The sequence below is a fragment of the Polynucleobacter sp. MWH-UH25E genome, assembly GCF_018687095.1.
In the GTDB taxonomy this organism is placed as follows: domain Bacteria; phylum Pseudomonadota; class Gammaproteobacteria; order Burkholderiales; family Burkholderiaceae; genus Polynucleobacter.
In genome coordinates, this window is sequence record NZ_CP061286.1 from 1,345,623 (window position 1) to 1,368,673 (window position 23,051).

Annotated in this window: 24 protein-coding genes; 20 read left to right on the forward strand and 4 right to left on the reverse strand. The window is 46.4% G+C overall.

The genetic code is table 11. From position 1 onward, the window contains the following. Nucleotides 1–11 precede the first annotated feature (11 nt). The 20 genes from ICV39_RS07055 to ICV39_RS07150 all read left to right on the forward strand — a co-directional run bounded on the left by ICV39_RS07055 (nt 12) and on the right by ICV39_RS07150 (nt 19,133). Nucleotides 12–716: a succinate dehydrogenase iron-sulfur subunit gene (locus tag ICV39_RS07055; protein WP_215315462.1), complete on the forward strand. Its 705-nt coding sequence runs from the start codon at nt 12–14 to the stop codon at nt 714–716. Next, on the forward strand, nt 713–982 hold the full coding sequence (locus ICV39_RS07060) for a succinate dehydrogenase assembly factor 2 (RefSeq protein ID WP_215389424.1): 270 nt from the start codon (nt 713–715) through the stop codon (nt 980–982). Before ICV39_RS07055 ends, ICV39_RS07060 begins: the two co-directional genes overlap by 4 nt. Nucleotides 983–1,064: 82 nt before the next feature. Then, the gene (gltA, locus tag ICV39_RS07065; protein ID WP_215389425.1) at nt 1,065–2,378 is read left to right on the forward strand and encodes a citrate synthase; all 1,314 of its coding nucleotides are present in this window, start codon (nt 1,065–1,067) and stop codon (nt 2,376–2,378) included. A gap of 17 nt (nt 2,379–2,395) precedes the next feature. Further along, complete coding sequence (leuC, locus tag ICV39_RS07070) at nt 2,396–3,805, forward strand: 3-isopropylmalate dehydratase large subunit (RefSeq protein WP_215389426.1); 1,410 nt, start codon at nt 2,396–2,398, stop codon at nt 3,803–3,805. A 10-nt stretch (nt 3,806–3,815) separates the two neighbouring features. Then, a complete protein-coding gene (locus tag ICV39_RS07075; RefSeq protein ID WP_215389427.1) occupies nt 3,816–4,025 on the forward strand; it encodes a hypothetical protein in 210 nt (69 codons plus the stop codon). Between the two features lie 36 nt (nt 4,026–4,061). Beyond that, a complete protein-coding gene (gene leuD / locus ICV39_RS07080; protein WP_215389428.1) occupies nt 4,062–4,709 on the forward strand; it encodes a 3-isopropylmalate dehydratase small subunit in 648 nt (215 codons plus the stop codon). 23 nt (nt 4,710–4,732) lie between these two features. Next, nucleotides 4,733–5,803, forward strand: a complete 1,071-nt coding sequence (leuB, locus tag ICV39_RS07085) for a 3-isopropylmalate dehydrogenase (RefSeq protein WP_215389429.1) — start codon at nt 4,733–4,735, stop codon at nt 5,801–5,803. Nucleotides 5,804–5,863: 60 nt separating this feature from the next. Further along, the gene (asd, locus tag ICV39_RS07090) at nt 5,864–7,021 is read left to right on the forward strand and encodes an aspartate-semialdehyde dehydrogenase (protein WP_215389430.1); all 1,158 of its coding nucleotides are present in this window, start codon (nt 5,864–5,866) and stop codon (nt 7,019–7,021) included. An 8-nt stretch (nt 7,022–7,029) separates the two neighbouring features. After that, nucleotides 7,030–8,415 carry a FimV/HubP family polar landmark protein gene (locus tag ICV39_RS07095; protein ID WP_215389431.1) on the forward strand — a complete coding sequence of 462 codons (1,386 nt, stop codon included), beginning with the start codon at nt 7,030–7,032 and terminating at the stop codon, nt 8,413–8,415. Nucleotides 8,416–8,423: 8 nt separating this feature from the next. Next, nucleotides 8,424–9,254: a tRNA pseudouridine(38-40) synthase TruA gene (truA, locus tag ICV39_RS07100; protein WP_215389432.1), complete on the forward strand. Its 831-nt coding sequence runs from the start codon at nt 8,424–8,426 to the stop codon at nt 9,252–9,254. A gap of 16 nt (nt 9,255–9,270) precedes the next feature. Beyond that, on the forward strand, nt 9,271–9,948 hold the full coding sequence (locus ICV39_RS07105) for a phosphoribosylanthranilate isomerase (protein ID WP_215389433.1): 678 nt from the start codon (nt 9,271–9,273) through the stop codon (nt 9,946–9,948). Nucleotides 9,949–9,978: 30 nt separating this feature from the next. Continuing rightward, complete coding sequence (gene trpB / locus ICV39_RS07110; protein WP_215389434.1) at nt 9,979–11,172, forward strand: tryptophan synthase subunit beta; 1,194 nt, start codon at nt 9,979–9,981, stop codon at nt 11,170–11,172. A gap of 80 nt (nt 11,173–11,252) precedes the next feature. Continuing rightward, entirely contained in the window at nt 11,253–12,050 is a 798-nt protein-coding gene (trpA, locus tag ICV39_RS07115; protein ID WP_215389435.1) for a tryptophan synthase subunit alpha, read from the forward strand. A gap of 5 nt (nt 12,051–12,055) precedes the next feature. Beyond that, nucleotides 12,056–12,943: an acetyl-CoA carboxylase, carboxyltransferase subunit beta gene (gene accD, locus ICV39_RS07120; RefSeq protein ID WP_215389436.1), complete on the forward strand. Its 888-nt coding sequence runs from the start codon at nt 12,056–12,058 to the stop codon at nt 12,941–12,943. A 4-nt stretch (nt 12,944–12,947) separates the two neighbouring features. Further along, a complete protein-coding gene (gene folC, locus ICV39_RS07125; protein ID WP_215389437.1) occupies nt 12,948–14,273 on the forward strand; it encodes a bifunctional tetrahydrofolate synthase/dihydrofolate synthase in 1,326 nt (441 codons plus the stop codon). A gap of 3 nt (nt 14,274–14,276) precedes the next feature. Continuing rightward, nucleotides 14,277–15,086: an SPOR domain-containing protein gene (locus tag ICV39_RS07130; RefSeq protein WP_215389438.1), complete on the forward strand. Its 810-nt coding sequence runs from the start codon at nt 14,277–14,279 to the stop codon at nt 15,084–15,086. Beyond that, on the forward strand, nt 15,086–15,652 hold the full coding sequence (locus ICV39_RS07135) for a CvpA family protein (RefSeq protein ID WP_215389439.1): 567 nt from the start codon (nt 15,086–15,088) through the stop codon (nt 15,650–15,652). The genes ICV39_RS07130 and ICV39_RS07135 overlap by 1 nt, the downstream gene beginning before the upstream one ends. 4 nt (nt 15,653–15,656) lie before the next feature. Next, nucleotides 15,657–17,195, forward strand: coding sequence for an amidophosphoribosyltransferase (purF, locus tag ICV39_RS07140; RefSeq protein WP_215389440.1), 1,539 nt, complete (start codon nt 15,657–15,659; stop codon nt 17,193–17,195). An 80-nt stretch (nt 17,196–17,275) separates the two neighbouring features. Further along, the gene (locus ICV39_RS07145; protein ID WP_215389441.1) at nt 17,276–18,484 is read left to right on the forward strand and encodes an O-succinylhomoserine sulfhydrylase; all 1,209 of its coding nucleotides are present in this window, start codon (nt 17,276–17,278) and stop codon (nt 18,482–18,484) included. Further along, nucleotides 18,468–19,133, forward strand: coding sequence for a bifunctional 2-polyprenyl-6-hydroxyphenol methylase/3-demethylubiquinol 3-O-methyltransferase UbiG (locus ICV39_RS07150; RefSeq protein ID WP_251372650.1), 666 nt, complete (start codon nt 18,468–18,470; stop codon nt 19,131–19,133). Before ICV39_RS07145 ends, ICV39_RS07150 begins: the two co-directional genes overlap by 17 nt. Here ICV39_RS07150 and ICV39_RS07155 read toward each other — a convergent pair. The 4 genes from ICV39_RS07155 to ICV39_RS07170 all read right to left on the reverse strand — a co-directional run bounded on the left by ICV39_RS07155 (nt 19,130) and on the right by ICV39_RS07170 (nt 23,021). Further along, nucleotides 19,130–20,236, reverse strand: a complete 1,107-nt coding sequence (locus ICV39_RS07155; RefSeq protein ID WP_215389442.1) for an ABC transporter ATP-binding protein — start codon at nt 20,234–20,236, stop codon at nt 19,130–19,132. The genes ICV39_RS07150 and ICV39_RS07155 overlap by 4 nt on opposite strands. Then, complete coding sequence (gene modB, locus ICV39_RS07160; protein WP_371816529.1) at nt 20,236–20,898, reverse strand: molybdate ABC transporter permease subunit; 663 nt, start codon at nt 20,896–20,898, stop codon at nt 20,236–20,238. Before modB ends, ICV39_RS07155 begins: the two co-directional genes overlap by 1 nt. Nucleotides 20,899–20,966: 68 nt before the next feature. After that, nucleotides 20,967–21,776, reverse strand: coding sequence for a sulfite exporter TauE/SafE family protein (locus ICV39_RS07165; protein ID WP_215389443.1), 810 nt, complete (start codon nt 21,774–21,776; stop codon nt 20,967–20,969). 3 nt (nt 21,777–21,779) lie between these two features. Beyond that, nucleotides 21,780–23,021 (reverse strand): FAD/NAD(P)-binding oxidoreductase, encoded by a 1,242-nt coding sequence (locus tag ICV39_RS07170; protein WP_215389444.1) that lies wholly within the window; start codon nt 23,019–23,021, stop codon nt 21,780–21,782. Nucleotides 23,022–23,051: the final 30 nt, after the last annotated feature.

Below are 23,051 nucleotides of genomic sequence, written 5' to 3' on the forward strand. Positions count from 1 at the left end.
AGAGATAGAAGATGAGTGATACCCGTATATTTGAAATCTACCGTTACGATCCAGATGTCGATGCAGCGCCGCGTATGCAGCGCTATGAGTTAGAACTCACTGGTGAGCGTATGTTGTTAGATGCGTTGATTTCTTTGAAGAAACAAGACGAGACCATTTCTTATCGTCGTTCATGCCGTGAAGGTGTGTGTGGTTCAGACGCAATGAACATTAACGGTAAGAATGGTTTGGCTTGCTTGACCAATATGTTGACTTTGCCTAAGGTCATCACTTTGCGCCCATTGCCTGGTTTACCAGTTGTGCGCGATTTGATCGTCGATATGACTTTGTTCTTCAAGCAATATTTGTCGATCAAGCCTTACTTGGTAAATGACAATCCACCTCCAGAAAAAGAGCGTCTCCAGAGTCCTGAAGAGCGTGAAGAGTTAAACGGCTTGTATGAGTGCATCTTGTGCGCATCTTGCTCAACTTCATGCCCATCCTTCTGGTGGAATCCAGATAAGTTTGTAGGTCCAGCTGGTTTGTTGCAGGCATATCGCTTTATTGCTGATAGCCGTGACGAAGAGACTTCTAAGCGTTTAGATAATCTTGAGGATCCTTACCGTTTATTCCGTTGCCATACCATCATGAATTGCGTGGACGTATGTCCTAAGCATTTGAATCCTACGAAGGCGATTGGCAAAATTAAGGAGTTGATGGTTCGTAGGGCAGTATGACCCTTGGAAATGCAGAGTTATATCGTTTAAAGAGTGACGCTCGAAGGGGCTTACTTGAGAACGATTTAATTCTGCAGCGTTTCTTTGCTCGTTACGGCGATCAGTTAAGCGTAGAAGATGGAAAAGTATTAAGCCAGTTATTGGCCTTAGATGACAACGATTTGATGGATTTATTGATCGCTCGAAAAGATTCTGTGGCTGGATTGGAAAAAGAGATGCAGTCGGACTCTTTTAAAAAGATTTTGCAAAGGCTGAGAGAGAAGTAATTCAGCACTTTGGTGCAGTAGCTGTGTAGGCGTGTGAGCGAAAAGTGTATTAATCATAATTTTGAATGACTAAGGATTAGAAATGATTGAATCGGACATCAAGGCAAAACTCTCGTTTTCGGATGGCACCCCAGATATTGATCTGCCAATTTACAAAGGGACTGTAGGTCCAGATGTAATCGACATTCGCAAGCTTTATGGTCAGACCGGTAAGTTCACTTACGATTCCGGCTTCCTTTCTACTGCGTCATGCAATAGCAAAATTACCTACATTGATGGTGATAAGGGTGAGTTGCTTTATCGTGGCTACCCAATTGAGGACTTGGCAGGCAAGTGCGACTTCTTGGAAGTTTGCTTCCTCTTGATCAATGGCGAATTGCCAAATGCTAAAGAGAAGAAAGACTTTGAAAATATGGTCATGCACCACACCATGGTTCATGAGCAGATGCAATTCTTCTTACGTGGCTTCCGCCGTGATGCTCATCCAATGTCTGTATTGACTGGCTTGGTTGGTGCAATGGCTGCTTTCTATCATGATGAGATTGACTATAGCGATCCGTATGCGCGTGAAGTAGCGCAAATTCGCTTGATCGCGAAGATGCCAACTTTGGTAGCGATGGCATACAAATATTCAGTAGGACAACCATTTATCTATCCAGATAACTCTTTGTCTTACACCGCAAACTTTATGCGCATGATGTTCGCAACACCTTGTGAAGAGTACAAAGTAAACCCAGTATTGGTTCGTGCTTTGGATCGCATCTTTACATTGCATGCAGACCATGAGCAAAACGCATCGACTTCAACAGTGCGCTTGTGTGGTTCCTCGGGTACCAATCCATTTGCCGCAATTTCTGCTGGTATTGCTTGCTTATGGGGTCCTGCACACGGTGGCGCAAACGAAGCTTGCTTGCAAATGTTGAATGAGATTCAAGCTAAGGGTGGCGTAGATAAGATCCATGAATTTATCGCCCAAGTAAAAGATAAGAACTCAGGCGTTCGCTTGATGGGCTTTGGTCACCGTGTTTATAAGAACTTCGATCCACGTGCTAAATTGATGCGTGAAACTTGCTACGAAGTATTGAATGAGCTTGGCTTGCAAGATGATCCATTGTTCAAGTTGGCAATGACACTTGAGAAGATTGCATTGGAGGATGACTACTTTGTAAGCCGTAAGCTCTATCCAAACGTTGACTTCTACTCTGGTATCGTTCAGCGCGCACTTGGCATTCCAACTGAAATGTTCACTTGTATCTTTGCTTTGGCAAGAACGGTGGGCTGGATTGCTCAGTGGGAAGAGATGATCACGGATCCTGAGTATAAAATTGGGCGTCCACGTCAGTTGTACGTTGGCGAAACTTCACGCAAGGTTCCAGATATTTCTGCTCGTAAATAAAGGTTTTAAGGTCTCTCATGTCTCGTACGCTTTATGACAAATTGTGGGATGACCACGTTGTTTACTCTGAAGAAGATGGCACAGCCACGATCTATATTGATCGTCAATTGCTGCACGAGGTAACCAGTCCTCAGGCATTTGAAGGCCTTAATCTGGCTGGCCGTCCTGTTTGGCGCATCTCTGCCAACTTGGCTGTCTCTGATCACAATGTGCCAACGACTGACCGGAGCCAAGGAATTGCTGATCCTATTTCCAAGTTGCAAGTAGATACCTTGGATCAAAATTGTGATGCATTTGGTATCACCCAATACAAGATGAATGACACCCGTCAGGGGATTGTTCACGTCATTGGCCCAGAGCAGGGCGCTACATTGCCTGGCATGACAGTGGTTTGCGGTGATTCGCATACGAGTACCCACGGCGCATTTGGCGCCTTGGCATTTGGTATTGGTACATCTGAAGTCGAGCACGTTCTCGCTACTCAAACTTTGCTCATGAAAAAGAGCAAGAATATGTTGGTGCGTGTAGATGGACGCTTACAGCCAGGCGCTACTGCAAAAGATATCGTATTGGCTGTGATTGGTAAGATTGGTACGGCTGGTGGCACGGGTTACACCATTGAGTTTGCGGGTGAGGCTATTCGCAATCTCTCTATGGAAGGTCGTATGACCATCTGCAATATGGCAATTGAGGCTGGTGCACGCTCTGGTTTAGTTGCGGTGGATGAGACAACGATTGAATATATTCAAGGTCGTCCTTATGCCCCTAAAGGGCCAGCTTTACTTCAGGCTTTGCAATATTGGAGAACCTTGCATTCTGACGTTGATGCCAAATTCGATGCGGTTGTTGAATTACGCGCCGAAGAAATTGCCCCGCAAGTAACTTGGGGTACATCACCAGAGATGGTTCTCTCCATTAGCGACCGTGTTCCAGATCCAGGAAAAGAGCGTGATCCTAATAAACGCTCGGCGATTGAACGTGCTTTGGAATATATGAACCTCACTCCAAATACTCCGTTAAGCAGCATTATGGTCGATAAGGTGTTTATTGGTTCATGCACCAATAGTCGTATTGAGGATATTCGTGCAGCTGCAAAAGTGGTTGATCGTATTGGGAAAAAAGTGGCACCCAATATCAAGCTTGCATTAGTTGTTCCAGGCTCTGGTTTGGTAAAAGCCCAAGCAGAGCGTGAAGGCTTAGATCGTATTTTCAAGGCTGCTGGCTTTGAATGGCGCGAACCTGGTTGCTCTATGTGTTTGGCCATGAACGCTGACCGTCTTGAGCCAGGAGAGCGCTGCGCCTCAACTTCGAATCGTAACTTTGAAGGCCGCCAAGGTAATGGTGGTCGCACTCACTTGGTAAGCCCAGCAATGGCTGCAGCTGCGGCAATTGAAGGTCACTTTGTGGACGTTCGTAAGATTTCTTAAGGGTGATTCAATGAAATTTTCTCCAGTTTCCCTAATTGCTAGATTGACTATTGTTGGCATCATTGGATTGGTGATTGCGGCCTGCACTAGCACCTTCGAAGGTATGGGAAAAGATTTGCAAACCATGGGTAATGCGATGGGTGGCTCTGGCGCAAACACAACTCAACAAAATCAATCGCAGACTCAGGGTAAAGATGTTGTTGTTACTCCTGTGAAGTAAGAAGATTTAGATTAAATATTTAGCGAAGTCAGAATTATGGAAAAATTTACGGTATACAAAGGACTAGTTGCTCCACTCAATCGGGAGAACGTGGATACCGACGCGATTATTCCAAAGCAGTTTTTAAAGTCAATTAAGAAAACTGGCTTTGGCCAAAACTTATTTGATGAGTGGCGTTATCTTGATCATGGTGAACCTGGTCAAGATTGCAGTAAGCGCCCAGTGAACCCTGATTTTGTTTTAAACCAAGCCCGTTACAAAGGTGCCGGCATTTTGTTAGCACGCAAGAACTTTGGCTGCGGTAGCTCTCGTGAACATGCTCCTTGGGCTTTGGATCAATTCGGCTTTAGAGCGGTTATTGCCCCTAGTTTTGCAGACATTTTCTATAACAACTGCTTTAAGAATGGTCTTTTGCCTATCGTTTTGAGCGAACTTCAAGTGGATCATCTCTTTAACGAGACCATGGCTTTTAGCGGATACCAGCTCACAATCGATTTAGAGGCCCAGCAGGTTATTACCCCCGATGGCACCGCTTATAGCTTTGAAGTAGCCCCATTCAGAAAATATTGCCTCCTGAACGGTTTGGACGATATTGGCTTAACTCTGCGCCATGCAGATAAAATTAAGGCTTTTGAAGCCGAGCGCATTCTGAGGATGCCTTGGCTGGCAACCCAGTTGCCCTAATTTGTTGATTTAAAGGCCTTTTCATGAAAATTGCAGTTCTCCCGGGCGATGGGATCGGCCCGGAAATCGTTGCTCAAGCCGTCCGTGTTCTCAAAGCGCTGGGCCCAAAGTTTGATTTGGAAGAAGCCCCTGTGGGTGGTGCTGCCTATGACGTAGCAGGGCATCCATTGCCGCCAGCAACTCTTGAGTTGGCTAAGAAGGCTGACGCCATTTTATTTGGTGCTGTTGGTGATTGGAAATACGACTCACTCGCCCGTGAATTGCGTCCTGAACAAGCGATCTTAGGTTTACGCAAACATCTGGAGTTATTTGCCAACTTTAGGCCTGCGATTTGCTATCCAGAGTTGACTGCAGCTTCAAGCTTAAAGCCAGAAATTATTGGCGGTCTCGATATTTTGATTGTGCGAGAGCTCAACGGCGACATTTACTTCGGTCAGCCACGTGGTATTCGTTCCTCTGAGTTGCCTTTATTTAAAGGTGCGCGTGAGGGCTTTGACACAATGCACTATAGCGAGCCCGAAGTAGAGCGTATTGGACGTGTTGCATTTGAAGCGGCGCAAAAACGTGGCAAGAAAGTATGCAGTGTTGATAAGGCGAATGTGCTGGAAACATCACAGTTATGGCGCGAAGTCATGATTCGGGTTTCCAAAGATTATCCTGACGTAGAGCTGTCTCATATGTATGTCGACAATGCTGCAATGCAGCTGGTGAAAGCGCCAAAAGCCTTTGACGTTGTTGTGACTGGTAATCTGTTTGGCGATATTTTGTCTGATGAGGCTGCAATGTTGACAGGTTCAATTGGTATGCTGCCTTCCGCATCTTTAGATAAGAACAACAAAGGCTTGTATGAGCCAAGCCATGGCTCTGCTCCTGACATCGCTGGCAAGGGAATTGCTAATCCATTGGCAACTATTTTGTCGGCAGCGATGATGTTGCGTTACTCATTGGGGATGCCGGTTGAAGCTGATCGTATTGAGAAAGCGGTTCAGAAGGTATTGGCTCAAGGTTTGCGTACTGCGGATATTTACACTGAGGGCAAGAAAAAAGTGTCAACGGTAGAGATGGGTGATGCAGTTGTAGCAGCGCTTGCGTAAGAAGTAAAAAAAGAAGATAGAAATTAAAGAGTAGTCAAATTCACTAAATAGTTGATGATCATGGCAAATACAAAAACACCTTTGGTAGGTTTAGTTGGCTGGCGCGGAATGGTTGGTAGCGTTCTGATGGAACGTATGCTTGCCGAAAAAGATTTTGATCTGATTGAGCCGGTTTTCTTTAGCACCAGTCAAGCTGGTGGCGAAGTCCCTTTGTTAAATGGTCAAAAAGTAACTAAGAGTGAAAGCACTCTTCAAGATGCCAATGACATTAAGGCACTATCTCGTTGCGACATCATTTTGACTTGTCAGGGTGGTGATTACACCAATGAAATTTTTCCTAAACTGCGCGCTGCAGGCTGGAATGGCCACTGGATTGACGCTGCTAGCGCATTGCGGATGAAGGATGATGCGGTATTGATCTTGGATCCAGTAAATCGTCCTGTAATCGATAAAGCCTTAGCTGCTGGTGGTAAGAACTGGATTGGCAGCAACTGCACAGTAAGCTTGATGATGATGGCTATGGGTGGTCTTGTTAAGGCAGACATGGTTGAGTGGATTAGCGCCATGACCTATCAAGCTGCTTCTGGTGCTGGCGCGCAAAATATGCGTGAGTTGCTTTTGCAAATGGGTGCATTGCGCGACAGCGTTGCCGCTGAATTAGCTGATCCTTCTTCTTGGATTTTGGATATCGATCGCAAAGTAACTGAAACATTGCGCTCTGCGGATTTTCCAAAAAAGAATTTCCGAAATACCGCTTTAGCTGGTAGCTTGATTCCATGGATCGATGTACCTGTAGAAAATGGCCAAACCAAGGAAGAGTGGAAGGGTGGCGCTGAGTTCAATAAGATTCTTGGCCGTCCTGCATTCCGCACTCCAGGTAGCATTCCAATCGATGGTTTGTGTGTTCGTGTTGGCGCGATGCGTTGTCATTCACAAGGCCTCACAGTGAAGCTGAAGAAAGATATTCCACTTAAAGAAATCGAAACCATCTTGGCGAATGATAATCAATGGGTGAAAGTCGTTCCCAATGTTCGCGAAACTACTGAGCGTGATTTATCGCCTGCAGCAGTGAGCGGGACTTTAACAGTGCCAATTGGACGCCTCCATAAATTGGCAATGGGACCCGAGTACCTTGGCGCATTTACGGTTGGGGACCAGTTGTTGTGGGGTGCAGCCGAACCTTTGCGTCGCATGCTTCGCATCTTGTTAGAAAATTAATTTCTTTGATGTTGCGCAAGTCCCAACCTAGCTTTCTAAAAGCACTTTGCTTTATATGGCTTAGTTGGGCCTGTTCAGTCTGGGCGGTATCCTTTGGATCGCCTCAGCTGCAATCACGTCCAGGCGAGCCACTGCGCGTTGAGATTCCGATTCGGATCAGCGCGGATGAACAGGGCGCCCTAGAGTCTTTGAAGGTGACGCTGCCTAATAAAGCGACCTATGAGCGCACAGGTGCTTCACAAAAAATATTAGATTTAAATCCGCAGGCGATGGTCTATCGCAATCGCCAAGAACAATTGATGGTCTTGGTAGAGACAGTCAATTCCGTACCAATGACAGATGATCCTTTTTTGGATGTTCTGGTAAACCTCGCTTGGGCCAGCGGTAGCATTACAAAGACATTCACATTGCTAGTGGGTGATGCGCAGAAGGTGCTGGTAAAGCCTGGTCAGACCTTGTCGGAAATTGCTGCTTTGATGGCTCCGCAATTAGAGGGAGCAACGCTTGATCAAACCATCATGGCACTATATAAAGCTAACCCAGATGCGTTTGCTAGCGGCAGTATTAACCGCCTAGCCGCAGGTGCTGAGCTTAATAGACCGAGTCAAGCACTCCTGCGTTCTATCAGCCCTGCAGAGGCTAATCAGTTTGTAGCGCAAGCAAATGAGGAGTGGCGCTCTGAGCAGGATGCTAAAACAGGTCAAGGTGGCGGTAAGTCTGCTGCAAATAAATCAGCAGAATCATCCGCCCGAGATCGTCTGAAGATTGGTTCCAGTGCTGAAGGCAGTGATCAAGAGCGTCGCTATACCGAAAATCTAGTTGCCCAAGAAAAAGAATTAGAGCTGGCGAAAGCGCGCGTGGCTGAGCTAGAAAAAAATATCGCTGACTTGCAGCGCTTGCTTGATCAATCTAAAGAGAAAAAAGCGGTTGATAATAATTTTGGTCTTGGTGGCTTCGGCCCTGCCATTTTGGCAATTACTCTGATAACGCTTACAGGACTGTTATTGTGGGGATTAGCTCGACACGCTCGTCGTTCTGAGAATCCGATTCATAAGGAAGTCGAGTCCCCAGTTGCTTCTCCCGTTCAAGTAAATACAGGTTCCTCTGCATTTGAAATGCCTGAGCGTGCGAAAGCTTTGTTTGCAGGTATAGATTTAGATTTAACCAAACCTGTAAAGGCTGTTGAACAGACATCAATTGAGTTAACCCCAAATCCTTTGGCGGATACTTTGCGCGTCAAGCTCAATCTTGCACGTGCATATATCACCATCGAAGATTTTTCTGCGGCTAAAAAGTCGCTAGAAGAAGTATTGCGTGTAAGTAATACAGTGGATCCGGCAATCACGATTGAAGCCCAGGGCTTGTTGTCGGAACTCGCGCATCGTCAATCCTAAGGCGGACAATGCGAATCGCGCTGGGTCTTCAATACGACGGTAGCCCATATTCAGGCTGGCAGCTCCAGCCTAAGCAAGTCACCATTCAGGGTGAGCTCGAAAAGGCAATCGCGGGATTTATTGGGGAATCAGTCAACAAAGATGGGCCTGTTCAAACGATCACAGCGGGGAGAACAGATTCAGGTGTTCATGCCCTAGGGCAGGTAGTTCATTTTGATACACAGGTGGAGCGAGAGATGTTCTCTTGGGTAAGGGGAGTTAACTCCTATTTGCCAAAGTCGATTGTGGTGAACTGGGCTACCGAAGTCTCAGAAGAATTTAGTGCGCGCTTTAGCGCAAGCGAGCGCACATACATCTATGCTTTGCATGCAGGTCCATGCAGTTCGCCCATGATGAATGAGAGAGCTGGTTATGTCATGCTGCCTCCCGATATATGGTTTGATGTTGAAGCGATGCGTGAAGCTGCGACTTGTCTTATCGGCGAACATGACTTCAGCTCGTTTAGGTCTTCAGAGTGTCAAAGTAAAACGCCAGTTAAAACGATGTATTCCATTGACATCGTTTCTGAAGAACCTTGGCTATATTTCAAAATTCGGGGAAATGCTTTTTTGCACCACATGGTCCGTAATTTAGTGGGCTCATTTTTGATGATTGGTCGAGGAAAAAGAAAACCAGAGTGGATGGCTGAGGTTCTAGCGGCAAAAGACCGACAACTTGCTGCCCCTACGTTTATGCCGGATGGGCTGTATTTGGCCAAAATTACCTATCCAGAGGAGTTTGGCATTCCAGGACCATGGTTAAGGAATTCTTGGCTCCCAAAGAGCTTGATTGAGGCTTAAGCCTTATTATTGACCCATGGGCTTACTGACATACTCACCTAGTCGCACAAGGGTCAAAATCTGTGGTTTGCGCACCTCCGCTGATATTGATCTAGCGGTCAAGGCGGGCGTAGATGCAGTTGGTTTCGTGTTTTATCCGCCTAGTGTGCGTGCCGTAACCCCCAATATTGCTGCCCAGCTTATTGCTCGGCTTCCTGCTGGAATAGATGCGGTTGGCTTACTGGTGAATGCCACTGACGAGGAAGTTGCGGCTATTCGTGCGGCTGCTCCAATTACCCTTTGGCAGTTTCATGGGGATGAAACGCCCGAAAGATGTGCCCAAATAGCCCAAAACGAGCCTTGGATGAAGGCCGCCCGCATTGGGAAGCAGTTCGCTTTTGACGATTTTTCCCTACAATATAGGATTGCAGACGCTTTTCTGCTGGATGCTCTTGTAGAGGGCTATGGTGGCGGAGGCGTTCCTTTTGATTGGCAGGGGATTCCACAGACATGGGTAAGCGAAAACGCGCCTCGGGTCGTTTTGAGTGGTGGATTGAACGCGCACAACGTGGGCGAGGCGATTGCACGCCTTCATCCTTGCGCAGTTGATGTCAGTAGTGGCGTCGAAAGCAGTAAGGGTGTTAAAGATGCCGCGCTCATGACTCAATTTGTTCAAGCTGTGCGCGCGGCGGATGCTAAAACATCCACCTTATAAATTGCTGCAAATATATCAAAAGAGGTAACTATGTACGACAAGCCAGATGCTCGAGGACACTTCGGTCCTTATGGTGGTGTGTTTGTTTCCGAGACATTAATGTATGCATTGGATGAGCTCAAAGAAGCTTATGCGAAGTATCAACATGACCCAGAATTTCTGGAAGAGTTTCATTACGAGTTAAAACACTTCGTTGGTCGTCCTTCTCCCATTTATCACGCAAAGCGTTGGAGTGAAATGTTGGGTGGTGCGCAAATTTATCTCAAGCGTGAAGACTTAAACCATACAGGCGCCCACAAAATTAATAATGTGATTGGCCAAGCAATGCTGGCAAAGCGCATGGGTAAACCACGGATCATCGCTGAGACTGGCGCTGGACAGCATGGCGTTGCTACTGCAACGATTTGTGCTCGCTTTGGCCTAGATTGCACTGTTTACCAAGGGGCGGTAGACGTGGCTCGCCAAGCTCAGAACGTTTTCCGTATGAAGTTGTTAGGCGCTAAAGTTGTTCCAGTGGAGTCCGGCACTAAAACTCTGAAAGACGCTCTCAACGAAGCTATGCGCGATTGGGTCACTAATGTTGATAATACTTTCTACATCATTGGCACAGTAGCGGGACCCCATCCTTATCCGATGATGGTGCGTGATTTTCAGAGCGTGATTGGTGAAGAGTGCAAAGTGCAAATGCCAGAAATGACTGGTAATCAACCAGATTACGTATTGGCATGTGTTGGTGGCGGCTCAAACGCGATGGGAATCTTTTATCCCTATATTGATTTGCCGAACGTCAAATTAATTGGTGTTGAAGCGGCGGGGCATGGCTTGACTAGTGGTTTGCATTCTGCGGCTTTGTGTGTCGGCAAGCCCGGTGTTCTACACGGTAATCGCACCTACTTATTGCAAGATGAGAATGGGCAAATTTCAGAGACGCACTCTGTATCTGCTGGTATGGACTATCCAGGCGTTGGCCCTGAGCATGCATGGTTGAAAGATTCTGGACGTGCCGATTACGTTGCCATCACCGATGAGGAGGCTTTACAGGCTTTTCATGATTGCTGTCGTATTGAGGGAATTATTCCTGCTTTGGAATCCTCCCATGCGATTGCATATGCTTGTAAGTTAGCTAAGACGCTGCCTAAAGATAAAACGATCTTGGTAAACCTCTCTGGTCGTGGTGATAAGGATATGCATACTGTGGCTCAGGCAACAGGCTCTGAGGGTTAATGGCTCAGGCGAACAGACGCAGACACAAAAAAGAAAAACAAAAAGAACAATAAAAACAAAAATAAAAAAGAAACTTCCTTATGTCAAAAATTACTGCACTATTTAAAGAGCTTAAAGCTACTGGTAAAAAAGGATTGATTCCTTTTATTACCGCGGGTGATCCAGATCCAAAACTAACTGTCGAACTCATGCATGCATTAGTGCGTGGTGGGTCAAGCGTGATTGAGTTGGGCGTGCCATTTTCTGATCCAATGGCAGATGGTCCTGTGATTCAAAGATCGTCTGAGCGTGCGCTAGAACATGGTGTGTCATTGCACTCATGCTTAGAAATGGTTAAGGAATTTCGTAAGACGGATGCAAAGACTCCAGTGGTGTTGATGGGTTACGCTAATCCAGTTGAGCAAATGGGATCTGAGCGATTTGCGAGCGAGGCAAAAGCTGCTGGTGTGGATGGCGTGTTGGTGGTCGACTATCCGCCAGAAGAGTGTGTGGATTTTGCGGCGCGTATGCGTGCAGCGGGGATTGACCCTATTTTCTTGTTGGCACCAACTTCCTCTCACGATCGTATTAAAGAGGCTGCCAAAATTGCTTCTGGTTACATTTATTATGTTTCTATGCGTGGAGTTACAGGTGCGTCCCACCTCAATACCCAGGATGTGGCTAGTATTCTTCCAAAAATCCGTGAGGAAACCGATATTCCGATTGCCGTGGGCTTTGGGATCAGTGATGCCGCCAGTGCTAAGGCAGTATCCGCAAGCGCCGATGCCGTAGTGATTGGTAGCCGCATTATTCGTCTTTTAGAGGATGCGCCCCCAGGTCAAGCAGTACAATCACTAGAAACCTTTATTCGTGAGATTCGCGACGCATTGGATAGTTAAAACTAATGAGCTGGATAGATAAATTACTCCCACCCCAAATACAACATACTGATCCAGCAAATCGGAAATCGGTACCAGAGGGCTTATGGGTTAAGTGTCCGGGTTGTGAGACTGTTCTCTACAGCACTGACATTGAAGCAAATCTATCAGTATGTCCAAAGTGTAGTCACCACATGCGGATTGGCGCACGCCAACGCTTAAATAGTTTGTTGGATGAAAAAGGGCGCCATGAAATCGGCGCTGATATTTATCCAACCGATCCTCTGAAATTTAAAGACTCCAAGAAGTATCCAGATCGCGTTAAAGAAGCAAATGATGCATCTGGTGAAACAGAAGCATTGATTGTGATGGGCGGCAAGATTGAAAGCATTCCGGTTGTAGCAGCTTGCTTTGAGTTCCAGTACATGGGTGGATCAATGGGCTCTGTAGTTGGTGAACGCTTTGCTCGCGGGGTTCAAGAGGCCATCAATAAGAAATGTGCATTCATTTGCATCACTGCAACGGGCGGCGCTCGCATGCAAGAGAGCTTGCTGTCTCTTTTCCAGATGGCAAAGACAAACTCAATGTTGACCTTGCTGTCTAAAAAAGGTTTGCCATACATCAGTGTTCTTACTGACCCCACCATGGGTGGAATTTCTGCTAGTTTTGCTTTCATGGGCGATGTCGTTATGGCTGAACCAAAAGCATTAATTGGATTTGCTGGACCACGCGTGATCGAGCAAACTGTTCGTGAAAAATTGCCTGAAGGATTTCAGCGTTCTGAGTTTTTGATGCAAAAGGGTGGAATCGACATGATCGTCGATCGTCGTCAAATGCGTGGCGAGATTGCACGTTTGTTGGCCTTATTGCAAAAACTTCCAGAGCCTGCGATTGCGGGTAGCTCAGCCGTTTAAGCGCTTGAGCACTGCACACCAAAACCCAACTCTCTTTAATAGCCTCGAGGCTTGGCTTAGCCACCTTGAAACCGCTCATCCAGTCGGTATCGATATGGGGCTTGAGCGCATTAGTCGTGTTAAGGCTGCATTAGATCTTCATTTTGATTGTCCAGTCATTACAGTTGCAGGTACAAATGGCAAAGGCTCGACATGCGCCTATTTGGAAAGTATCTTGCTTGCTTCTGGTTATCGTGTTGGCTGTCATACTTCACCTCATCTACTGACATTTAATGAGCGTGCACGCATTAATGGCGAGGAGGTTAAAGATGCGCTCTTGCTAGAGAGTTTTACCTCAGTTGAAAATGCGCGTGTTAGCTTGATTGATGCGCCAACACTTACGTACTTTGAGTTCACGACTCTAGCAATCCTGTATTTGTTTTCTAAGTCGAACTTAGATGCGGTAGTGCTAGAGGTTGGTATGGGCGGTCGTTTAGATGCCGTCAATATTGTCGACGCTGATTGCGCCATTGTGACAAGTATTGATATTGATCATGCTGACTTCTTGGGCGGAACACGCGAAGCAATTGGTTTGGAAAAGGCGGGGATTTTTCGTCCGGGACATATCGCTGTCTGTGGGGATCCAGTGCCACCACAATCGTTAATTGAATATGCTGAAAAATTGGGTTGTGATCTTTGGTTGCAAGGGCGAGACTACAACTTCCAGGGCGATAAGCAGCAATGGGGTTGGGCGGGTAGAGGAAAGCGTTTCAGTGGTTTAGGTTATCCAGCCTTGCGGGGCGCAAATCAAATCCTGAATGCATCCGCAGTAATAGCGGCGCTCATGGCCTTACATCAGCGCTTGCCGGTGAGCGCTCAAGATATACGTAACGGTTTTGCGATGGTGGAGCTTCCTGGTCGCTTCCAGGTTCTACCTGGACAGCCAACAGTTGTGCTCGATGTTGCCCATAACCCTCATGCGGCAGCTACTTTGGGGCAGGGTCTGGATAAGATGGGGTACCACCCATATACCTATGCCATTTTTGGGGCTATGGTAGACAAGGATATTGAGGGCGTTATTAAACCCCTCTTGAATATCGTAGATTTTTGGTTTTGCACTGATTTACCAACCCCTAGGGCAGCTTCTGCAAAGGTCTTGGCTCAGAAGCTCGAATCCATGGGGGTGAAACCTAAAAATGGGGCAGATGGGGGTATCGAAATCTTCGAAAATCCTGCTTTAGCGTATCAAAAAGCGCTATCTCAGGCAGGCGAGGGTGATAGAATTGTGACCTTCGGATCCTTCTATACCGTTGCAGGCGTAATGGCTTATCGAAACAACCAGGCGCATTGATCCATGATTCGTTTACCAAGCTTTTTTAAGCGAAAAACTCAGTCTGATGACCTTGAAACAGGGTCTGTGGGCCGGCGCACCACCAAAAGGGCTGCACCTCGTGCATTCCAGCGCGCTGTAGAGTCTGAAGAGCTAGCTCTTACCGAAGATCCTGAACAACAACGCGCTCGTCATCGCTTAATCGGCGCAACTGTTTTAGTCTTGATTGCAGTGGTTGGACTCCCGCGCATCCTGGATAACAAGCCTAAGGCTGTTAGTAACGATATTGCAGTCAATATCGTGACGAGTTTGCCAACTCCAGCTACTGAGCCAAAGTCTGAACCAAAAGCAGAAGAAAAAGCAAAAGTAGAGACAAAACAAGAGGTGCCGGTAGAGGTGCCTAAAGTTACTCCTCCTGCAGCTGCCCCTGAAGTGAAGAGTGAGGCAAAGGCAGATATCAAATCAGCAACTCCAGCAACATCATCCAAGGCGCCCGCTCTAGGTTTGGCAGCCGGTGAAGAGGTAGTTTCGACAGTCTCTAACGCAAAACCAAAGGTTGACACCCCAGCTAAGGCGGCCGATACAAAAGCAAATGTAAAGTACGTTATTCCAGTTGGCACATTTGAGACTGAAGAGAGCATCAAGAATGTCACCACAAAGCTGAAAGACAGCAAAATTCCTTACGCTGTGTATACCAAGACAAAGAGCGATGGCGTAAAACAGACTGCATTCCGTGCCGGTCCATTCACTGACAGAGATGCGGCAGAGGCAGCCCTTAAGAAAATCAAGGCCTTAAATCCCACTGCCAAAATTGTCGAGAGCGCTAAACAGTAATGGAATACTTATCCACCTTAAAGCTAACATCGGTGGATTACTTCACCCTAGTTGTACTTTTGGTTTCAGCTTTAGTGGGTATCTCCAGGGGTCTATTCAAAGAAGTTCTGGCCCTAGCCTCTTGGTTCGTAGCGGCCTGGGTTGCTTACCATTACAGCAACTACCTCTCCACTGAATGGCTTTCGACATTCCACCTAGAAGAACTGTTAAGTCTTGGATTAAGTTTCTTAATTTTGTTTGTCTTGACTTTGATTATTTGCGGCTTATTTGGTGGTGTTGTGCAAAAGATTATTTTGTCTGCAGGTTTGAGTCTGACAGATCGCTTCCTGGGTTTAGTGTTTGGCCTAGCGCGCGGCGGCTTAATTGTTGTAGTGCTGGCAACATTGGCAGCCTTGACTCCAATTCCGCAAAGCATGGCTTGGAAGAATGCAATTACTCGACCGGCGGTTGATATGGCAACTGGATTGATAAAAGGTTGGCTCCCAAGTGATTGGGCAAAGCAGTTAAGTGATGCCATGCCAAAAGTTACCCCAACCATTACTCCTAAATTAACAATAGGAATCTAGCGATATGTGCGGCGTTGTCGGAACCGTTTCCCATTCACCAGTCAATCAGCTTCTTTATGATGCTTTGTTGCTCTTGCAACATCGTGGTCAGGATGCTGCTGGTATCGCCACCATGAATGGCAATTCATTCACGATGCATAAAGCCAATGGTTTGGTGCGAGATGTATTTAGAACACGCAATATGCGCAGCTTGGTAGGTAATGCCGGCATTGGTCAGGTGCGCTATCCAACCGCTGGCTCTGCTAGTAGCGAAGAAGAGGCGCAGCCATTTTATGTAAGCGCTCCATACGGAATTATTTTGGCGCATAACGGCAACCTTACGAATGCGGCAAGTTTGCGCGTTGAGATGGCTTACCGTGATCGTCGTCACATCAACACTAGTTCAGATACTGAAGTATTGTTAAACGTTCTGGCTGATGAACTTCAAAAAGAAACTAACAGCTCCGCCTTAGACGAGAGCGCAATGTTTAATGCGGTGACTGGGGTTGCTGGTCGCGTTAAAGGTTCTTATGCAGTTGTTTCCTTGATTGCTGGCTATGGATTATTAGCATTCCGTGATTCATTTGGCATTCGTCCTTTATGTATTGGCCGTATCGATACAGCTCAAGGTCCTGAGTGGATGGTGGCTTCAGAGTCGGTTGCTCTTGAGGGCCTTGGCTTTACATTTGTTCGCGATGTCAATCCAGGCGAAGCAATCTATATCGATTTGGATGGGAACTTCTATGCACGCCAATGTGTTACGAATGCCGTTCTCACACCCTGTATTTTTGAATATGTTTACATGGCTCGTCCGGACTCCACTATTGATGGAGTGACTGTTTATAACGTGCGTATGCGCATGGGTGATTACTTGGCTGAGAAGATTCGCAAAGAGACTAATGTTGATGAGATCGATGTAGTCATGCCAATTCCGGATTCTAGTCGTCCTGCCGCAATGCAGGTAGCGAAAAACCTGGGCGTGGATTATCGCGAAGGGTTCTTCAAGAATCGCTACATTGGCCGCACCTTCATCATGCCTGGTCAGGCAGTTCGTAAAAAATCAGTTCGTCAAAAACTCAATGCAATGCGTGTTGAATTCAAGGATAAGACCATCTTAATTGTTGATGACTCGATTGTCCGTGGAACTACATCTTTTGAGATCGTGCAAATGGCGCGTGAGTCTGGCGCTAAGAAGGTGATATTTGCCTCAGCTGCACCACCAGTTCGCTTCCCTAATGTGTACGGTATTGATATGCCAACTCGTAGCGAGTTGGTAGCTTACGGTCGTACAGATGAAGAAATCAATAAGATGATTGGTGCTGATCAGTTGATCTATCAAAGTGTTGAGGATATGAAGCAGGCGGTTCGCGATATCAATCCGAAGATTCAGAACTTTGAAGCTTCATGCTTTGATGGAAATTACATTACCGGCGATATCAACGAGTCATATTTGGATGCTTTAGAAGCACAACGCAATTCCTCCGCAGCTAAGGCGGACCGTCAGCGTGATTCGAGTGATTTCGCTCGCTCGCAGTTGCACCTGCATTTGGCAACCGAAGACTAAAAAGCCACACGATTACGTCTGATTAAGCCCGGTTGCACCTTACTTGAGGCAAATCTATCATTCGGTGTCAAAATAGCGGTATGAAGAGTAAAACTACCCGCAAAAAACCTGATTTTTCTAAGTTAGCGCTTGAGACGGTTGCCGTCCGCGCTGGAACTCGTCGCACCTCCGATTTTCAAGAGCACTCTGAAGCGATGTTTCTGACTTCCAGCTTCTGTTTTGATAGTGCTGAGTTAGCTGCCGATGGTTTTGCTCATGCTGATCGAGGTTTTATTTACTCACGCTTTACCAATCCTACTGTCAGCATGTTTCAAGATCGCTTGGCTGCCTTAGAGGGTGGAGAAGCTTGTATTGCGACTGCTTCAGGAATGTCCGCAATTCTGACGATGGCAATGGCGCATCTTCAGGCTGGCGATCATGTGATTTGTTCTCGTTCTGTGTTTGGTGCAACGATTCAATTGTTTACCAATATCTTAGGTCGCTTTGGCATCACCACGACCTATGTGGATTTGACCGATACCAAAGCATGGCAGGCTGCTGTTCAACCTAATACAAAACTTTTCTATTTAGAGACCCCTTCAAATCCCTTAACTGAAATTGCGGATATCAGAGCGATTTCCAAGATTGCCAAGAAAGCGAACGCTTTGTTTGCTGTTGATAACTGTTTTTGTACGCCTGCTTTACAAAAACCATTATCGCTAGGCGCTGATGTTGTGATTCACTCTGCCACTAAGTATTTAGATGGTCAGGGTAGGGTTGTGGGTGGCGCAATTGTGGGCAGCAATGATTTTGTGATGGGCAAAGTTTTCCCATATGTTCGCACCGCTGGGCCAACCTTATCCGCATTTAACGCCTGGGTATTTTTAAAGGGCTTAGAGACGCTTGAGCTTCGTATGAAGCAACAAAGCCAGAATGCCCTTGCTTTGGCTCAATGGCTTGAGAAGCAATCAGGCGTTGAACGTGTTTACCATCCTGGTCTGAAATCACATCCTCAGCATGCTTTGGCTAAGCGCCAACAAAAAGAGGGTGGAGCAATTGTTTCCTTTGTACTCAAAGGCGGTAAAAAAGCGGCCTTTAAGTTGATTAATCAAACTAAGCTTTGTTCTATTACCGCAAACTTAGGTGATACGCGCACAACGATCACGCATCCAGCGACCACAACGCATTGCCGCGTGAGTCCAGAGGCACGTCAAGCCGCTGGAATTTCGGATGGTTTAGTGCGTATTGCTGTGGGCCTGGAAAATATCAACGATCTCAAGAGTGATCTCGTTGGTGGACTCAAAAAATAAACAAGTACATCAAGACAAGCCTATGGAGTTTTCTGATGCCACGCAATTCTGGAATGAGCGCTTTGATAAAGAAGAGTTCATCTTTGGAAAAGAGCCAAACGAATATCTAGTAGAGCAAACTAAGAGATATTTAAAGTCTGGCAATAGGGTTTTGTGTATCGCGGATGGCGAAGGGCGCAATGGTGTCTGGCTTGCAAAGCAAGGAATGCAAGTGGTTGGCTTTGACGCATCAGATATCGCATTAGCAAAGGCGAGACAATTTGCTCAAGACAATCAAGTTAATGTCGAATACACATTCTCGGATACAGATAGCTATGCATGGCCCAGAGATACCTATGATGCAGTCGTGGGAATCTTTATTCAGTTCGCAGATCCCGCAATGCGTGAACGCATTTTTCAAAAAACCTATGAGACCTTAAAGCCTGGTGGAATATTTATTCTTCAGGGGTATACGCCAAAGCAGTTGGAATATAAGACTGGTGGTCCATCGCTGATTGAGCATCTTTACACCGAAGAGTTGATTCGAGACTTGGCTAGGGATTTCTCCATTCTTGAGCTTCGCTCTTATGAAAAGGTTTTGTCTGAGGGTGCTAGACATGAAGGTATGTCTGCATTACTAGGCTTGGTGGCGCAAAAACCTAAGCTTTAATTGCTAAAGCGCCTCGGGTCATTAATGGGGCGCAGCGGCATGATGTGGATCTTTCCGCCATCAATCTCTAAATGACATATTTTGTTAGCTTCTAGGGATAGGCGATTAACTTCTGCAGCAGATGCCTCCCAAGTAACCATATGACTTCCTTCAATTGTCCGCAATTGAATAACAGCTATCTGTCCAATTGCACTGATTTGTTCAACCATTACCTCAATAGAAGTAGGACTCTGAGTCATAACCAGGCTTAAGCCGTCAGCGGGAATAACCCAAGCAACAGGCGTATTGGGGGGTATTTTCCCCTTATCGACAACATCAAATACATGCTGACAACCATTCCAGCTAAGTTTTCCGGCGGTAAAGATGCCCTCGAATTTATTGTTAATGCCAACGAGCTCCGCAACACGAGAGTTTCGGGGGCGCTCAAACAAAATTTTGGGCGGCGCAGTTTGCAGGCCAACACCTTGATCAATCACCGTAATTCGATCTGCCAAAAGATCAGCCTCTCTTAGGTCATGCGTCACCAGCAATATGGGAATATTCAAATCCTTGCGAAGTTGCGCAAGTGTTTTATATAGACTTTGGCGTGTCGGAGCATCAATCGCAGAGAAAGGCTCATCCAACAATAAGATCCTTGGCGATCTTGCAAGAGCTCTGGCAAGTGCGACACGCTGCTGTTGTCCGCCAGACAATTGATTAGGCATGCGCTTTGAAAGCTCGCCAATGCCCATGCGGTCTAACCACTGTTGCGCCAACGCTTTGCGCTCTTCCAATGTTGGAACGGAGTTATGTAGGGGAATGCAAACATTCTCGAGTGCAGAAAGGTGCGGGAATAGTGCGTATTGCTGAAATAAGAACCCACATGAGCGTTGAGCAGGGCTTAGGGTTGTGGTGATGCCACCAATATCAGTAGCTTCAAACCAGATGTTGCCATCGCATTCAATTTTTCCTGTTTGAGCATTGTTCAATCCAGCGATAGTGCGTAACGCCGTTGTTTTACCACTGCCTGATGGACCTACTAAAGCATGCAGTTCGCCAGGAATGCATTCAATATTGAGCTGGAGGGGATTCGGTAATACTTGAGAGAGCTTTACTTTCAGCATTAGGTTCTCCACTCTGCGTTACGTGATCGATTTGATTGGCGACCAAAAACGCCATAGGAAAGGGCGATAGCTACTAGTGAAGTACCCAGCAATATTAGCGAAAGCACTCCTGCACCCGAGGTATCAAAACTTTGTACTTTGTCGTAAATCGCAATTGAAACTGTTTTAGTCTCACCTGGGATTGCTCCACCAACCATGAGGATGACGCCGAATTCGCCAAGCGTATGCGCAAACGTTAAGACTGCGGCACTGGTAATGCCACGCCACGCAAGGGGCAACTCAATTAAGCTAAATATTTGCCATTGAGATAGGCCGCTAACTTGAGCCGCCTCACGAATTTCTGGGTGAATCGATTCGAAAGCGCGCTGAATTGGCTGAATGGCAAATGGAAGATTGACAATGAGCGATGCAATCAAGATTCCTGTAAATGAAAATACCAGTGGAATGCCAAAAAAACTTTTCCCGCCTAAGCCAACAAGAAGGTAATACCCGAGTACGGTTGGGGGAAGCACTAAAGGGAGGGCAAGAGCTGCCTCAATCCAGGATCGACCTTTGCGCATTCTCTGAAGGTAGTGAGCCACCCAAACTCCAAAAGGCAGAATCAGGACCAAAGTCCATAAAGCCAGCTTTAGAGATAGGAGAAGGGCATCGATATCGATCACCCTTGAATTGTATTGCCAATTGCCCTCGAAAAGACCGCAAACATATCTCTACAGAAGGATTCCTTAGCTCACAGCGAGCATTTATAAATCAAGCTGAGCGCCACCAGGAAGGTAAAAATGGAAAAAATTTGCTGAACTCGAGGCCCGCTAATTTTTCTTTCGAGGATTTTCCCAAACAAAAGACCCAAAAGAGAACCTCCACTAAAAGGTATCGCAATTGATAAATCAAGCGTTCCTGAAATAAGAGAGATTGCTGCGCCACCAGTCGATACGATTGCAAGGACGCCCAATGAAGTGGCAACGATGGCTTTCATGGGCAGGTCAGTGAATTTCTTTAGGGAAGGAACAATGATGAAGCCACCACCAACACCAAGTAGTCCTGACAAAAATCCAGCGCATGCTCCCGCGAACATCAGCGCTCTTGCGCATGGCACAGTCCAAATTAATTTTCCAATCGACATATCGAGTTGGCATGGAGGTGGCTTGGTCAATACGGGCGCTTTACCCGCAATAGTTTGAGTAGCCTGAATGAACATTTTGCTTGATACATAAATGAGCACTGCGCTAAAGGTCAGCAGCATTGGTGTATTGGGTGCTCGTTGAGCCACCCACAGACCCAATGGAGATAGTAGTAAACCAAACCCAGCCATAAACATGGCCGCCTTATAACGCAGTACTTTGGAATACAAGCCGATTAACGCACCGACGCCAGCCGATAATGCGATTGCGGTTAATCCTATTGGCCCTGCCTCAGAGATCGGCATGTGAAAAGCAAACACCAGAAGAGGTACCGAAAGGATACCTCCGCCTGCGCCTGTTAGCCCCATGAGGATGCCAATAAATACCCCAAGAACTGGGGCTAGAAGTATGTGCTCCATGATTTAATTTTCAAATGGTCGCGCTAGCCATTCTCGGCCTTTTAGCATTGCATTCCAGTAAAGCCAGGGCAGCACATCCTTTTTCAGGATCCAAGCTAGCTTGGTTGCTTTAAGTGGATTGATTAACCATGGGAAGGTAGGCAATAACTTTCCGCCGTAACCAAATTCAGCGAGAACAATTTTCCCTCTTTCAACTGTTAATGGGCATGAACCATAGCCATCATATTTGAGAGGCATTGGTTGATGATGCTTGTGTGCCAATAAATTCTCAGCAACTACAACTACTTGTTTTCTGGCGGCAGCAGCTGTTTTTGAATTTGGTGATGAGCAGCAATCACCTAAGCTAAATATATTCGGATAGCGGGTGTGCTGTAAGGTGAATTGATCTACCTCAACCCAGCCATCAGCATTGGCAACGGGGCTGCCAATCAAGCAGTCTTGTGGCCCTTGCGGTGGTACTACGTGCAGCATGTCGAAAGACTTCTCTACCTGGGTGACGTTTCCATCTGCATCTTTAACAGCAAAGATGGCTTTCTTATTAGGGCCATCAACTGAAATTAAGTTGCAATTAAAGTTCAAGGTAGCTTGATATTTTTTTACATACTCCATTAGTGGGGGTACAAAATCTGCCACGCCAAACAAGGCGGCACCTGCATTATTTAATTCCACTTCAATATTTTTGAGTTTCCCCTGTTTTTCCCATTCATAGCAGGAGAGATACATTGCTTTTTGTGGGGCGCCCGGACATTTGATTGGCATTGGCGGCTGAGTGAAGATCGCCTTTCCCGATTTCATTTGTTTGACTAGCTCCCATGTGTAAGGAGAGTAGTCGTAGCTATAGTTGGATGTCACACCATTCTTGCCAATGGTGTCTACTAAGCCTGGGATTGCCTCCCATTTAATTTTGAGTCCAGTTGCAATAGCCAGATATTGGTAGCGAATAGGATCTCCATGAGCAACTCGTACTTCGTTGGTATCGGGATTAAAGCTTGTAATCTTGTCTTTGATCCAAGTAAAGCCAGCTGGGATGATGTCTTTGGTTTTGCGTTTACTTTCTTTGACATTGAAGGCCCCACCCCCAACAAGGGTCCAAGAGGGTTGGTAATAATGATCTTCAGAGGGCTCGATAATTCCAATTTTGAGAGATTTATCCCTACTTTTTAAGCTTGCCGCCAATCCAATGCCTGCAGCTCCGCCGCCAGCAATAAGAACATCATATCCTTGATTTTCTTGTTTTGTATTCATCTCATCAGCCTCCTAATTTAATGATTATAA